Annotated in this window: 10 protein-coding genes; 5 read left to right on the top strand and 5 right to left on the bottom strand. The window is 44.6% G+C overall.

Features of this window, described 5'->3' with window-relative positions:
* Nucleotides 1-49 precede the first annotated feature (49 nt).
* Nucleotides 50-2119: a gliding motility-associated C-terminal domain-containing protein gene (locus tag DN068_RS20800; RefSeq protein WP_165836476.1), complete on the bottom strand. Its 2070-nt coding sequence runs from the start codon at nt 2117-2119 to the stop codon at nt 50-52.
* 188 nt (nt 2120-2307) lie between these two features.
* Between DN068_RS20800 and DN068_RS20795 the strand changes: the two genes are divergently transcribed.
* The 5 genes from DN068_RS20795 to DN068_RS20775 all read left to right on the top strand — a co-directional run bounded on the left by DN068_RS20795 (nt 2308) and on the right by DN068_RS20775 (nt 8421).
* Nucleotides 2308-4341 (top strand): tetratricopeptide repeat-containing sensor histidine kinase, encoded by a 2034-nt coding sequence (locus DN068_RS20795; RefSeq protein ID WP_111000881.1) that lies wholly within the window; start codon nt 2308-2310, stop codon nt 4339-4341.
* Nucleotides 4316-4960: a response regulator gene (locus tag DN068_RS20790; protein ID WP_111000880.1), complete on the top strand. Its 645-nt coding sequence runs from the start codon at nt 4316-4318 to the stop codon at nt 4958-4960. The genes DN068_RS20795 and DN068_RS20790 overlap by 26 nt, the downstream gene beginning before the upstream one ends.
* Before the next feature lie 108 nt (nt 4961-5068).
* Nucleotides 5069-6019 carry a helix-turn-helix transcriptional regulator gene (locus DN068_RS20785; RefSeq protein ID WP_111000879.1) on the top strand — a complete coding sequence of 317 codons (951 nt, stop codon included), beginning with the start codon at nt 5069-5071 and terminating at the stop codon, nt 6017-6019.
* A 247-nt stretch (nt 6020-6266) separates the two neighbouring features.
* The gene (locus DN068_RS20780) at nt 6267-7343 is read left to right on the top strand and encodes a winged helix DNA-binding domain-containing protein (RefSeq protein ID WP_111000878.1); all 1077 of its coding nucleotides are present in this window, start codon (nt 6267-6269) and stop codon (nt 7341-7343) included.
* Between the two features lie 49 nt (nt 7344-7392).
* Nucleotides 7393-8421, top strand: a complete 1029-nt coding sequence (locus tag DN068_RS20775) for a sensor histidine kinase (protein WP_123985437.1) — start codon at nt 7393-7395, stop codon at nt 8419-8421.
* 110 nt (nt 8422-8531) lie between these two features.
* Here the strand turns inward: DN068_RS20775 and DN068_RS20770 are convergent, their stop codons facing one another.
* The 4 genes from DN068_RS20770 to DN068_RS20755 form a co-directional block, all read right to left on the bottom strand.
* Entirely contained in the window at nt 8532-9935 is a 1404-nt protein-coding gene (locus DN068_RS20770; protein ID WP_111000876.1) for a DUF1254 domain-containing protein, read from the bottom strand.
* Nucleotides 9936-9960: 25 nt separating this feature from the next.
* Nucleotides 9961-10611, bottom strand: a complete 651-nt coding sequence (locus DN068_RS20765; RefSeq protein WP_111000875.1) for a hypothetical protein — start codon at nt 10609-10611, stop codon at nt 9961-9963.
* A gap of 76 nt (nt 10612-10687) precedes the next feature.
* A complete protein-coding gene (locus DN068_RS20760) occupies nt 10688-12274 on the bottom strand; it encodes an arylsulfatase (protein WP_111000874.1) in 1587 nt (528 codons plus the stop codon).
* A gap of 626 nt (nt 12275-12900) precedes the next feature.
* Nucleotides 12901-13818 carry an alpha/beta fold hydrolase gene (locus DN068_RS20755; protein WP_111000976.1) on the bottom strand — a complete coding sequence of 306 codons (918 nt, stop codon included), beginning with the start codon at nt 13816-13818 and terminating at the stop codon, nt 12901-12903.
* Nucleotides 13819-14064 lie beyond the last annotated feature (246 nt).

Raw genomic sequence — 14064 nt, 5'->3', positions numbered from 1 at the left:
AAGCGGATTGTTTAAGTAGTTTAAATGAAAAAAAATGAACAGAAGGGTTCTAGCGTATAAGGGTAATGTCTCCTTTTAATTCTATTAGTTTATTTCTTGTACCTAGTTCAAATCTTATCGTGTACATGTAAACGCCTAATGGTGCAGGACTGCCGTCGATTGTTCCATCCCAGCCGGTCTTATCATCTGTGCCGGCATATACGAGTTGTCCCCATCGGTCAAAAACCTGCAGCGCAAAACCATGCACCGGACAGCCGGCCACGGTATTCATTCTGAAATGATCATTTTTACCGTCGTTGTTCGGAGAAAACGCGGAAGGCACATTGTAGGTACAATCACAAAAAGGATCATAAGCAAGTGTCATCGTACCCATTTGTGTGCAACCAAGTTTCTCTACCGTTACCGTGTAAACGCCGGCAGCCTTGGTTTGCAGCGATGTGGATGTTGCACCCGTACTCCAGTACACCGATGCACCGGCAACGGTCTGGGCATCCAGCGTTACCATTTGTCCTTCGCATTCTGTTATATCATGTAATGTTTGTTCGGGCAAGCTCACAAAATCAAGATGGATGCTATCCGTTTGTACACAGGTTTCTGCTTTTACCGTCACTGTATATTCCCCAGATTGATTGGTGGTCAATTGACCGCCGGTGCTACCGTTCTGCCATAAATACGAAGCATTTTTATCTACATCTGAAACTTGCAGCGTTACCGGTTTATCATTGCAGAATACGGTGTCTTTACCTAATGAGAAATCAACGTTGATCTTTCTGATGGTGAAACTGTCTTTGCGCGAATGGCAATAATTATAGTTCAGCAAAGTATATTGACCTGCATCGAAAACTTTTTTAAACGTGTCGGTACTTTGGTCATTCCACCAATAGCTACTGTAGCCACTTTGCGCCAGCAGTGTGATTGTATCTTGTTTATTGGAACAAAGAAATGTATCGCTGGTAACCAAAACGGTATCGGGTGGCAAAGGATATACAACTCTGTTAGGCAAACCACCCCGTGCAACTGTATTTGGCATAATAGCCATACCGCTGCGCTGATAATTACAGGCTGTACCGGCAGCATTTGGATTATGAATGATGCCCAGTGAATCTTTTAGTAAACGGGCGAGATAAATTTTTCCATCAGGCCCCAACTGCAAATCCTCGCCGGAACCGGTATGCGGATCAATTACATTCTGCGAACTATTAATCACGGTTGCAGTCCAGGTGTTGACATCATATTGTACCACATAACGACCACTACCAAAAACGAAGACAGAGAGATACAGTTTTGTGTTATCAGGAGAAAAGCAAGCACCGAAATATTCATCGCCGTCGAGTGAAACCGGGTTGGAAACGTTACCTGTTACAGGATCAAACTGAAACACTTCCGCACCCGGACCATAGCCCGCTACGTTACCAAACGTGGTTGTCATAGCGATCTTATGCCGGTCGGGCGAAGACTTCATAATGCCAAAAGAAATTTGCGTAGCCGCCTGCGAATACTGGTACCCCGTCTGCGACACGACCGGCGTGGGATTAACGCCACCTGTACGGGTTATCTGAAATGCTTTGAATTTAAAATCCCGGGAATAAACCAGCACCCATACATCACAATTATCTCCCGCTATTGCCGTCATTTTTTCCTCCAGATTATCTGCCAGATGAATGTCCATCTGAGCTGTCACGACATCGCCCAAACCGTTATTGAGCGTCATGTCCACTACACAATAGGTCAATATACAAGGTGTACCGGCATTGCCATTTCCACCAAGCGAAAAAACATAGTACTTATTTGAATCATCGAGCACCGGCACGATCATGGAACTCTGCGCGGCAAAATCTACAAAAGGGATATTGGTGATACCCGCGCCGTGCGGCATCAAAAGATTATTCCGGTTCCAGATTTTGAGCCCATTGGTATAAAACAAAAGCTGACCGGTTGTACGCGAAGCCACAGATGCACAACCCTGATTGGCAACCATGCTGTTTTGGAAAGGAACAGGCGCGCCATTATTAAAATCCAATCCACCGCCGGAACCAAAAGCCCATTTATTATTTTCCTTTTGGGCAAAGACCGGCAATGTGCACCAAAAACACAGCAACAACAAGAGGATTTTTTTCATCGGAACACAGCTTTGCAGGTACATTTAGAGTGGTGCTAAACGGTTTGTTATCACCATTTACCAACCTTATCAAAATTATCTGCTGTCCTATTGTTATGTAAGCGTGCCGTTACTCAATTTAGAAAATGAGTAAAAGCGCAGGTTTATAGGTATAAATACTTATATTTAGCTGAACCTCCCCAAAATTAATGACGGGACCAATATCCATAAGACCCCTTTTTCCGGCAGCGTTCCGGAGATTGTCCGCAGTACTCTATTTGTTTCTGCTGGTTCCTTTTTTCGTTCGCGGCCAGTCCGGCACGCCCCTTAAAGAAGGTGTGAGTTACCGGTTTGCACCGGATACTACCGCTATTTTACAATTGATAGAGCAAGGGAAAAAGTATGAATTCAAAGCTTCAGACAGCGCATTGCTTTTTCACCGCGAGGCACTGATCGCCAGTCAGGCGGGTGCCTACAACTATGGCATTGCCTATAGCTTCCTTCGCATAGCGGCTTTCTACCGGATGAAAGGTATTTACGACAGCACATTATATTATACAGAACGCTCACTGTTGTATTCCATCAGACTTTCCAACGATCGGGGATTAAAAGGAAAAATATACAACGAACTGGGCAGTTATTATTATTTCAGAAGTCAATATCCGCAGGCAGCCTATTTTTATTACAAAGCATTGCAGGAAATTGAAACCAGCAATATGATGAGTCCGAAGGCCAAGTCTCAGCTATACACAAACATCAGCTGTTTGTGGATTGCCATGAAGCAGGAAGATCAGGCGCTGTTTTATTTACAGCATGGAGAAAAAGAAGCGCTGGCAAATCATGATACGATTTCGCTGATCCGGATTCTGAATAACTGGGGCGGATTTTATTCGTCTATTCACCCCAACTCTGCAAAAGCGCTGACTTATTACGATCGTTCATTTCAACTGGCGCGCAAACTGGGCGATAAAATCCAGACGCAAACAGCAGCGGTCAACATCGGTAATTATTACCAACGCAACCATCAACCAGAAAAAGCCATCGCTTATTTAAGTGATGTGATAGCCAATGACAAACAGCTACCAAGCTATCTTGCCATAAGTGCCCATCTTTATTACGGCGCGACACTGATTGATCTGAAAAAATATGCTGCTGCCAAACCTTACCTGACGGATGCTTTACAGCAGGCCCAGGCAACGGGTTATGCATGCCATCAGCAGGTACTTAATTATTTGCTGGGAAAAATTGCCGCGCAATCCGGCGATGCCGTATCCACATTCCAATACATGGACCGAAGCTATATGCTCGCCGATAGTCTTGATAACGCAGACAACAAACAACTGAGTTACGAGCTGGATTCCAAGTATAAAGCTTCTGAAAAAGATAAGCAGCTTGCACAACAACAATTGGTTCTGGAACGACAAGAAAACGGTATCCGTCAGCGAAATATCTGGATATGGGCCGTGACCATTATATCGGGATTGCTTGTTGCAGCGATGATCAGCTTCTACCGGAATTTCAAAAGAGCTCGTCTGTTGCAGGAATCATTAATCAATAACCTGCGGCAAACTCAAGAAATAAGCCAGTTACGGGCACAGATTAAAGGCGAAGAATCTGAAAGAAGCCGTCTTGCAAAAGAACTTCATGATGGTGTAGTCAGTCAATTGCTTACCATAAAACTTGGGCTCAACATGTTGCGCAATCGCAACGAAAAAGGCATTCAGCCAGACGAACTTAACGATACACTTACGCAGCTCGACGATACTGCAACCGAAGTTCGAAAAATGGCCCACAACCTTATTCCTGATGCTGTTTTACAAAGCGGGCTCAACAATGCGGTGGCTATTTTCTGTGATAAGCTCAGAAAAAGCTGTGCAATCGATATTGATTTTCAGCAGGAAGGAACCGTCCCCTCGTTGCCGCCAGAAGTAAGCCTGTCGCTTTACCGGATGGTGCAGGAACTACTGCAGAATGTGGTGAAACATGCAGAGGCAACGGAAATACTGGTGCAGATCAGTTGTTGGAATGGCCTGCTGGGCATTACCGTTGAAGACAACGGCATCGGGATTTCCCGCACTGCCGTTCAGCAAGGCCTGGGGCTGGAAAGTATTCGTACAAGAGTCCGTTCACTCGCCGGACAAATAGATATATCAAACAATAACGGAACTACTGTTTATCTTGAGTTTGAAATTCATTCATTGTTAAGTGGAACAAATTATGCCAATAAGGGTAATCATTACTGATGACCATCTATTACTCATCAAGGGTATAAAAGAAGCGCTGGAAGCGGATAAAGACATTGAAGTAACCGGAACCTATACAAACGGAGCACAATTACTTGAAGCACTCAGACATCAGCAACCTGATGTTTTGCTGCTCGACATCCACCTGCCTGATAATAATGGCAGTGATCTCGCCCTCAATATTCTCAAACAATACCCCGATCAACGAATCCTGATTCTTTCGGGAGAAGGCTCTGCGTTTCAAATCCGGGAAATGATGCAGCATGGCTGTATGGGCTATCTGCTGAAAAGTACTACCAGTCAGCCGATCTTAGTAGAAGCAGTAAAAGAAGTCGCCTCCGGAAAACTATTCCTCGACCCGACGGTGAAAGATCAGGTGCTTAATCTCATGATCCGCGATCAGAAAGCGACAAGTAATACACCCAAAAAACTGACGCGCCGCGAAAAAGAAATTCTTCAGTTTATCGTAGACGAATGCAGCACACAGGAAATTGCCGACAAGCTTTTTCTCAGTCCACGCACCGTCGAAAACCACCGTTTTAATATTCTCCAGAAACTTGGCGCCAAGAATACCGTTGCTTTGGTGAAAATTGCACTGCAGATGGGATTGACGGAATAAATTAAATAGTCAAAACCTCCAGTTGCAGACTGCTCTTGTCCATTGTCTTGCGGCTTTTTTGAATTTTGACTTTTGAATTTTGACTTTGCATTCCCGTAATTTAGCAGGATGAATCGCATCGACCGGATATCGGCTATTTTGATACAGTTACAATCTCGAAAAGTGGTGAAGGCACAGGATATTGCCGATCGCTTTGAAATCAGTCTGCGTACGGTTTACCGCGATATCAAAACACTGGAAGAAGCCGGCATTCCCATTATCGGCGAAACGGGCATTGGCTATTCTATTATGGATGGTTACCGCCTGCCACCGGTAATGTTTACCCGAGAAGAGGCGACGGCATTTCTCACTGCGGAAAAACTGGTGGAGAAACTAACCGATCCTGTAAACGGGGACAATTACAAATCGGCGATGTACAAGATCAAATCCGTGCTTCGCTCAACCGAAAAAGATTTCCTCGAAAATATTGAAAACCACATCGAGGTCATCAAACGTAATAAGCATTTAAAACAACAGCCACCGGAGCAAAATGCATTGCAGGCGATATTGAAAAGCGTGAGCGAAAAACGCGTGATCACCATTCATTATTTTGCGAATTACAAACAGGAACATTCCAAAAGAAATATAGAACCAGTAGGAGTTGTTTATTTTGAAAATGCCTGGCATTTGATCGCTTATTGCCAGCTGCGCAACGATTACCGCGATTTCCGGCTGGATCGTATTTCACGGCTGATGCTTACAGATGAATCATTCGCCAGACAGCACATGACGCTGAAAGATTACCTGAAAGAGTATTTTAAAGACCGGAACGATCTGCAGACGATCATCATTAAAGTGCGCAAGGATGCGATGCCGCATATTGAAATGCAGAAATATAATAACGGCTTTGTTTCGCAGACAGAGGAAAATGGCTGGGTGGAAATGACTTTTATGACGCCGTATCTGGAAGGTTTTACACGTTGGTATATGATGTTTGCGGATGTTGCAATACCTATACAACCGCAGGCGCTGAAGGACAAAGTGCGGGCGATCACAGACGCAATCAGGTGTCAGTTATGAATGCCAAGAGGAAAACATAAGTGTTAATCCTTCGACTCCGCTCAGGATGACAAACACAAGTAACTCGTGAGTGGTCAGTGGTGAGTACCCCACGTTACGTCATTGCGAGGGACGAAGCAAACTGCAAGAGAATGAGTGAATGACAAACGCGAGTGGGATACACATTACGCGGGATGTCTCCTACCGTCGACAAACACGAAGAAGTCTTCAACATTTTTGACTTTTGATTTTTGAATTTTGATTTTCTATGAAAACATCTGACCTCATAAAATTCCGTTTACACAACCTGCATATATCACAACGTGTGCACGAAACGCCGGCTGCTATTGTTTCTGAATTAGGTGTGGTACAGGCACAGGATTATGCCGCCGCTAAATGGGCGATCGGATCAAGACTAGAAGGAAGTACAGATGCTGATATAGAAGCTGCGCTGAACAATCGCTCTATTGTGCGCACCTGGGCGTTGCGTGGCACCTTGCATATTGCTTCGGCAGCAGACGTACGCTGGATTTTGCAACTGGCTTCTGCACGGATGACTTCCCTCTATGCGAGCCATTATCACCGGCTGGGATTGGATGCTACCGTGATGACTAAGAGCATTAAGCTACTTACCAAAGCGATGGAAGGCGGAAAACAACTGACACGAAAAGAGATCGCAGACTTATTGGAAAAGAAAGGTATTGCGACCGGTGATATGCGTCTTTCCTTTATTCTGCTGCGGGCTTCACTCAACGGCATTATCTGTTTTGGCGCACGCCGTAATAAAGAATTTACCTTTACACTACTGGATGAATGGATTAAACCAACTCCGGAAAAAACACAGGAAGAAGCAATGGCTTCATTAGCCCTGAAATATTTTACCAGCCACGGACCAGCCACTACTCAGGATTTTGCCTGGTGGTCGGGATTAACGCTTACTCAGGTAAAAACGACGATAGGCATGATCGCTTCAACGCTGGAAGAAATAACCGTTGACGGACAATCTTACTGGATGCACAGCAACCTCGTCTCGCCCAAAAGCGCCAGCGGAACTTTTCTATTAGCAGGCTTCGAAGAATACCTTCTTGCATATGCCGATCGAAATCTGATTCTGGAAAAAGAACATAGTCCACATGCGATCGGCAAAAACGGATTATTTAATCCAACCATCATTACCAACGGACTCATTACCGGCGTCTGGCGACGTTCCCTAGAGAAAGACGGACTGCACGTCAGCGTCAAATCTTTCCATACCTATACAGAAACGCAAAAACGGGCCATTGCTACAAAAGCAAAAAGCTTCGCAAAGTTTATGGAACAACCGTTGATAGACGTCAGCTACTAAAAACGTACACATTCGCTTATTGGGCGATACAAAAAACTGTTCTATTTTTGTGGGATCAGGCTATAGTTGGGCAGGTAGCGGCGCAGCAACTATAGCAATCACTAACTGTTTTCCGAAAACTACTACTGTGCCGCACCGTACCAAGTCTTTCCGTATTACGTCTCCGCGTACTTATATCCGTGAGCGTAAGTTCATTTTCCATATCTGCTGCTATATCCTGCTTATTATCCTGATCTATTATATTACCATCGTTGCTTCTGTGGCGCTGGCGCATACCGCCGCCCACCGGATCATAATGATGATCATGCCCATGCTGCTGATCATTGCAACAGTGTCTTATATTTTTATCGTCACGAATAAAGACGTTAATCAGAATGCGGAAAAACAGGCTGAAATTGCAGAACTGGCAACGGAAAAACTCAACGTAATTACAGCCGACCGGAATTTATTTTATAGTTATATACACGATTTGCAGCATCCGTTGCAGCAATTATTCAGCTATCTGAACCTGCTGGAAAAAGACCCGGAACGATTTCAAAACGTTACACCACAACTAAAAAATGTAAGCACGCAGTTGCTCTCCACCACCCTGCGCTTGCTGGAGGCTACCACACAGGGAGAAAGCATTCGCGAATTGCTGAAAGAAGAATCGTTGCAGATTACGGATTGGTACCATTCACTCACAGATTATACCTACCAACTGGCACAGCAACGCAAAGTTTTGTTTACCGCTCAAATCAGTGACGATGTGCCCGTATATATGCTGGCAGATCCGGAAAAACTCACACGACTGCTCCACAATATCCTCGATAACGCCATCAGACATACACCGCCCGGGAAGAGCGTCTCATTGCACTGTTTCGTTTCAGGCAAGGAACTGTTCTTTCAGATAACAGACGAAGGTTGCGGCATTGAGCCAGAACAGCTGAATTTATTGAATCAACCACTCACCGGAACGTTTAAAGGCGGGCTTTCGATTGCCCGCCATATCATAAATCAAATGGATGGCCGTATGAATATCAGCAGCACCGAACAAAAAGGAACAACCGTTTTGGTGTGTTTGCCGATCCGGCAGTAAGCTTGTGAATGGTAAGTTGTACGTCTGAGTTGTAAGTACTATGTTATAAGTAATAAATGCCATTAGAAGACCCTACAACTTAAAACTTACCACCTACACCCTCCAACTATTTACGCTTTCTTCACAGCCTGAGGCGTCCACGACCCATTGATCATTTCATCCTTCGGCCAGTAAACACGCATCATTACATTGAAATTTCCTTCCGGTGCCGGCAACCAGTTCGACTCTTTTTCCTTACCCGGATTGCTGTGTTGAATGTAAATATCAACAGAACCGTCTGCATTTGGTTTCAAGCCGCTGCGATCGCCGATCGTAAAACGATTGATCGGATTTGCAGTCATGTAACCTGCGGGATCGTACATTGTCAATGACCAGAATGCATTTGCCGGAGGCGTTTTGCCTTTATCAAAATGGATTACATAATTATTAGCGCCGTCCAGCTTGTTGCCATCAGCATCAAACGAGCAAGAAGGATAAATCGCATCCTGCGGCAAATTGGCGCCGAGCCCCAATACTGCAATGAATGCGCGTTGCATATAATCGGTACCATAGATGCCGGTTTTCATCACCGGACTCCAGCCAGTACCAGCTTTGGCGTCACCCAGTTTGTCATTAATTGTTTTAAATGTTGCAGCTGGAATTCCTTTCACAGCATCTGTAATGCCAGCAGGCAATTTCGCCAGATCAAACTTTTTACCCGGGCCGAAACCAATTGTTGCAAACTGATCCATTGCTGCTTTATCCGCTTCCGCAGGCGGGTTGGTCACCATCAGATCATTCGCATAATTAAGCATCTGATCAACTGGCATTTGTTCTGCCACTTCATTCGGACTGCCTTTTGGCAGGGCAGGATCCGTCACCGGCGCAGGCGCGGTATATGGTTTACCCCAGGCACTGAGCGGCGTTAACTGAAACTGTTTCTGAATTGGCTGTACTATTTTTTCGCCATCTTCTTTGCTGTTCACCTGCGTTCTGCCAATGATCCAAACCATATCTGTAGGTGCTTTGATCTGTTTCATTCCTTCGGGAACGGTGCCCGTCCATAGGGGTCCTGTAACGAGGAAATTACCAGCATCGGTTCCTGTTGTTCGTTTACCCGGTGAAGCAAATACGTTGGTATAAGCGTCCAGCATCGGCAACATATAATAGCGCCCGTTGGTATTCGGGACGGTAAGTACCAAAGGTTCCTTAGCGAGATTGAGCCACGCCGAGGAGTAATAAGTATCACCGTTGGGACGAACTACATCACGGAAATTCGCATCCGGAAATTGCGACATATGGTAAAACTTATTTTCAGGCACCTTAAACTTACCCGCGCCATCCGTCAGTTGCCTGCGGCTGATATCCATCAGTACCAACGGGAGCGCAAATACATAGGCGTCCCTCACCGTTTTTAAAACGGTACTATCGTTGGTAGCTGGCGATTCGGCCGAGGTTGTGTTCTTGGATCCATTGTTTTGTCCGCATGCAGTCAAGAGGCTTGCAGCGATCAAAATGCTTACGATTCTCTTCATAGGTGTTTGTGTGTTTGGGGGTAGACTATTTCTTTTTCATGGTTTCCTTCAGATACTGTCTCATAGCCTCTCTATTGGCCATGTAAACATCATACTGATCAGCGCTGAGAATCGGTTTCATCGCCTCATCTTTGGCTTTGGAATCAGATTTCATTTCTTTAGAGACCTTGGATTTCTGCATTTTGTTTTTGGAGCTCTGCATCTTGTCCACATTTCCCATAAGTTCCCCGGCAAATTTCAGATTGACGTCATACACTTTTGGTATTTGTTCATTAGTAAGATCCAGTTGCGCGATCATCATTTCTGTCTGCAGATCTGCAAGCTGTTCGGTACGGTGTTCCTGCCAGCTTTTCAGTTGATCCGGTGTAAGCATTTTTTTCAAAGCATCGTTCCGTGTTTTCATTACAAAGAGTATTTGCTTAAACAAAGCGGGACCACGGAATGTAGTATCATTTTGGGCTTTGACACCTAGCTGAACCAACGAAGATGCAGCCATCTTATTCATACCAAGCGCATTCGCTGTTTGATCAGCAGTAAGATTTAAATACCCCAGATCGTCGGTCATCGCTTGTGCCAATTCGTTGACTGCCTGTTGCGCTTTTGCATGCGGCGCGCTCAGTAATGCAAAGCAGCACAGCAATACCACTGCAATTCGTCTGATGTTTTTCAGAATCATAAGATTATATTTTGGATTAAGAAATAGTGATAGAAAGACAGCCATTTCATTTTTATGGCCGCCGAATTAAACGTTATTAATTACGACTGCTGCTGTTTTCCGTCAATTGACGCATTACGTCATCCAGATTAAAGCTGGCAGGTTTCTGACGGACTGGAAATTCTTTGAAGCTGCTCAGCCATTTGGCCACAATGACTTGCGCGGGCACAAATAAAAACATGCGATGTGCTTTCCAATCGGGATACCAGGAAGAATAAGTGGCACGTTCAAAAGGATCGGCGCGTAAATTGTAAAGATTGGGTGCCCGTAATCTTGTGTAATCATTATCCCATATATGCAATCCCTCGGCATACTGTTCAATAAAAGAGACTTTCCAGTTTTTCACCCGGATCGCAAAAAGATCGCCATCGTCGCTCCAGTAAAGGAATTCCTGACGCGGAGATGTTTTAGTCTCACCTTTGAGATACGGTATCAGATTATATCCGTCGAGGTGTACTTTAAAATTCTTATCGCCCACTTTGTAGCCTTTGGCCACTTCACTTACCAGACTAGTATCGCCTGCGGCAGCCGCAAATGTTGGAATAAAGTCTTCATGCGAAAAGAAATCATTGATAATAGTTCCGGGTTTAATCACACCTGGCCATTTGATCAACGTAGGCACTCTATACCCACCTTCCCAGTTGGTTGCTTTTTCGCCGCGATAAGGTGTGCTGCCACCATCAGGCCAGCTCATCATTTCCGCACCGTTATCCGAAGTATACACTACAATTGTGTTATCGGCAATGCCCAGCTCATCCAGTAATTGCAGAAGCTCGCCAACGTGCCCGTCGTGTTCCACCATACCATCAGCTTCTATACCCAGACCTGTTTTCCCCTGACTTTCTTTTTTCAGGTGGGTAAATACGTGCATGCGGGTCGAGTTATAATAGCAGAAAAATGGCTTGCCTGCCTGCACTTGCTTTTTCATCCAGTCTTTGGCGGCACTGGTAAATTCGTCATCAATCGTTTCCATACGCTTGGTATCAAGTGCACCGGTATTTTCTATCCGCTGCTTACCTACTCTGCCATATACAGGATCTACTGTCGCGTCGTCGGTAGTAGTGGCATAACAATGCATCACACCACGCGGACCAAATTTTTTGCGAAAAGCAGGATCTTTCGGATAGTCTTCATTTTCCGGTTCTTCTTCCGCATTCAAGTGATAGAGATTCCCGAAAAATTCATCGAAGCCATGTACTGTCGGTAAAAATTTATTGAGATCTCCAAGGTGGTTCTTTCCAAATTGGCCGGTCATGTAACCGAGGCTTTTCATAAAATCACCCACACTGGGATCCAGCGGACTCAAACCAATATCCGACCCTGGCAAACCCACTTTAGTAAGTCCGGTACGGATTGGCGACTGTCCCGTCACAAAAGCCGCACGGCCTGCAGTACAGCTCTGTTGGCCATACCAGCAGGTAAATAATGCGCCCTCTTTAGCGATCCGGTCAATATTCGGCGTCTGGTACCCCATATCTCCTCTGTTATAACAACTAGGATTGTACCAACCAATGTCATCGCCCATTATGACAAGAATATTGGGCTTCTTTTTCTGGGCAAAAGCGGCGGTGCTCAATGCCAGCATCATTAACGCGAACCCGCATCTGGTAAATAACTGAGTCATACATGCATGCTTTAAAATGAAGAAATGTCAACTTCAAAAAAGGCTATCAGCTAAGGCTCGTCGAAAAAAACAACATAACAATATAAATATAATGCATTTACTTATATATTAATATATCATTATCGGTAGGCAATAAATGCGGGGATGCGCATATATTGACGAACATGGGAAGTTTAAGGGTACAAACATTAATTGATCGCCAGACATGCGCTGCAAATCCAGGATTAGGAAATCAGCGATCAAAAGCTTCCGGTTTAGTGCTATAGTTCTACAAAATTTTATTTTCTGAAGCCATAGCTTTGCGTTGCAGAAGTTTTGCATCTAAGTGATGCACGATTTTTCCGCTAAAGGGAAATATATCGTAAGTCAGGCTCGATCGTTCCTTTGGCGCAATAAATAATACAGCAGCAGTAAAATATTTAGATGGAAACCCGATAACCTCGTTTATTCTCCCAACGGAGGTATGTAAGATATCTCCCGCGAGACCGTACGTCTGTGCGGTCTTTTTTTGTAATGGTCAATGGTGAACGATCAATACACAAAGCGTCGAAGTCCCTAACTTAAGGAGTTTAAACTTTTTTGACCATTGACCATTGACCATTGACCATTGACCATTGACCATTGATCTATTCAAAAAAATCAAGCAGCGCTTTTTTCACTTGCTCGGTCTGCTCCTGTACCAGCCAGTGTTTGGCATTAGTAACCGTCACTTCCTTTACATTATTTGCTACGAGCTTTACGTGATCTTCAAGAAATGAAGCCGTGTGGTATTCTCCTGCAAGTGCGAGTACAGGCATATTCAACTTATTTTTCGCCAACTCCAGATTATCTTTTTCGTCTTGCGGAAATGCTGCAAACCATTTAAAGCTGCATTTTATAGAACCTGGTACAGAATAAGCCCGGACAAATTCCGCAGTTTCCTCTTTCGTGAATGAATTTTTATTGTACTCCATCTCTGGCCAGAAACTGGTCATAAATGTTTCTTCTCTTCCTGTGACAACATTGGCAGCAGCAGGCCAGGAAAAGAAATTCCACCACCATGCTTTCTGTCCATAGGACGTCCATACAGGCTCTATGCCAGGCAACAGCGCATCAACTAAGGCTAACTTCGTTACATCACCCGGGTATTGCGCCGCGTATGCATACGCCACCATGAAACCTATGTCATGGCCCGCCACACTCGCTTTGCTATATCCAAGCTGTTTTACCAGCTCATGAATATCGGTTGCCATTGTTTTTTTATCATAACCTCCTTCTGTCTTTTCAGATTCACCTAAACCTCTCAGATCGGGTGCGATCACAGTAAAGTGTTTGGAAAGCTCAGGCAACAAGCGGTTCCACATATACCAGTTCTGCCCGAAACCATGTATTAATACCAGTGCATCGCCTTTTCCTCCGATCACGTAATGGATTTTTATGCCGTTCACGTTAGCGATCTTGCTTTTGAAATTGGCAGGTGGTGACGCTGGCTTCTGTGCATTGGAGATGAGGCTGGAAAAGCTGACCAGCAGCACAAATAGTATCCGCACGATTTTTTGTTTCATGGCTGTGTTTTTCGAAAACGAATTTACACATATATAAAACATGGTTAATAAAAAACTAATCTACCATATTAAAAAGAGGGCAATCCAATGTGAGTCCCACTTTCAAAACATTTAGGACTGCCTCGTCCTAAAAAAGGTTGACACAAAAACAGTGTAGCCATAATGAACAAAGGACAATTCAGAGTACCTAAGCGGACTCAGAAAGATTACAGTTTAGCCTTCAAACTGCAGTTAGTTGATGAGATA

Origin of the sequence: Taibaiella soli (assembly GCF_003236175.1) — a bacterium.
In the GTDB taxonomy this organism is placed as follows: domain Bacteria; phylum Bacteroidota; class Bacteroidia; order Chitinophagales; family Chitinophagaceae; genus QKTW01.
The sequence above is the reverse complement of the archived record's forward strand: the minus strand, read 5'-3'. Positions and strand labels throughout refer to the sequence as shown.

Bases quoted from the DNA above. Each gene is read 5' to 3' on its own strand.
- DN068_RS20800 (WP_165836476.1), bottom strand. From the start codon at position 2,119: ATGAAAAAAATCCTCTTGTTGTTGCTGTGTTTTTGGTGCACATTGCCG.
- DN068_RS20795 (WP_111000881.1), top strand. From the start codon at position 2,308: ATGACGGGACCAATATCCATAAGACCCCTTTTTCCGGCAGCGTTCCGG.
- DN068_RS20790 (WP_111000880.1), top strand. From the start codon at position 4,316: ATGCCAATAAGGGTAATCATTACTGATGACCATCTATTACTCATCAAG.
- DN068_RS20785 (WP_111000879.1), top strand. From the start codon at position 5,069: ATGAATCGCATCGACCGGATATCGGCTATTTTGATACAGTTACAATCT.
- DN068_RS20780 (WP_111000878.1), top strand. From the start codon at position 6,267: ATGAAAACATCTGACCTCATAAAATTCCGTTTACACAACCTGCATATA.
- DN068_RS20770 (WP_111000876.1), bottom strand. From the start codon at position 9,935: ATGAAGAGAATCGTAAGCATTTTGATCGCTGCAAGCCTCTTGACTGCA.
- DN068_RS20765 (WP_111000875.1), bottom strand. From the start codon at position 10,611: ATGATTCTGAAAAACATCAGACGAATTGCAGTGGTATTGCTGTGCTGC.
- DN068_RS20760 (WP_111000874.1), bottom strand. From the start codon at position 12,274: ATGACTCAGTTATTTACCAGATGCGGGTTCGCGTTAATGATGCTGGCA.
- DN068_RS20755 (WP_111000976.1), bottom strand. From the start codon at position 13,818: ATGAAACAAAAAATCGTGCGGATACTATTTGTGCTGCTGGTCAGCTTT.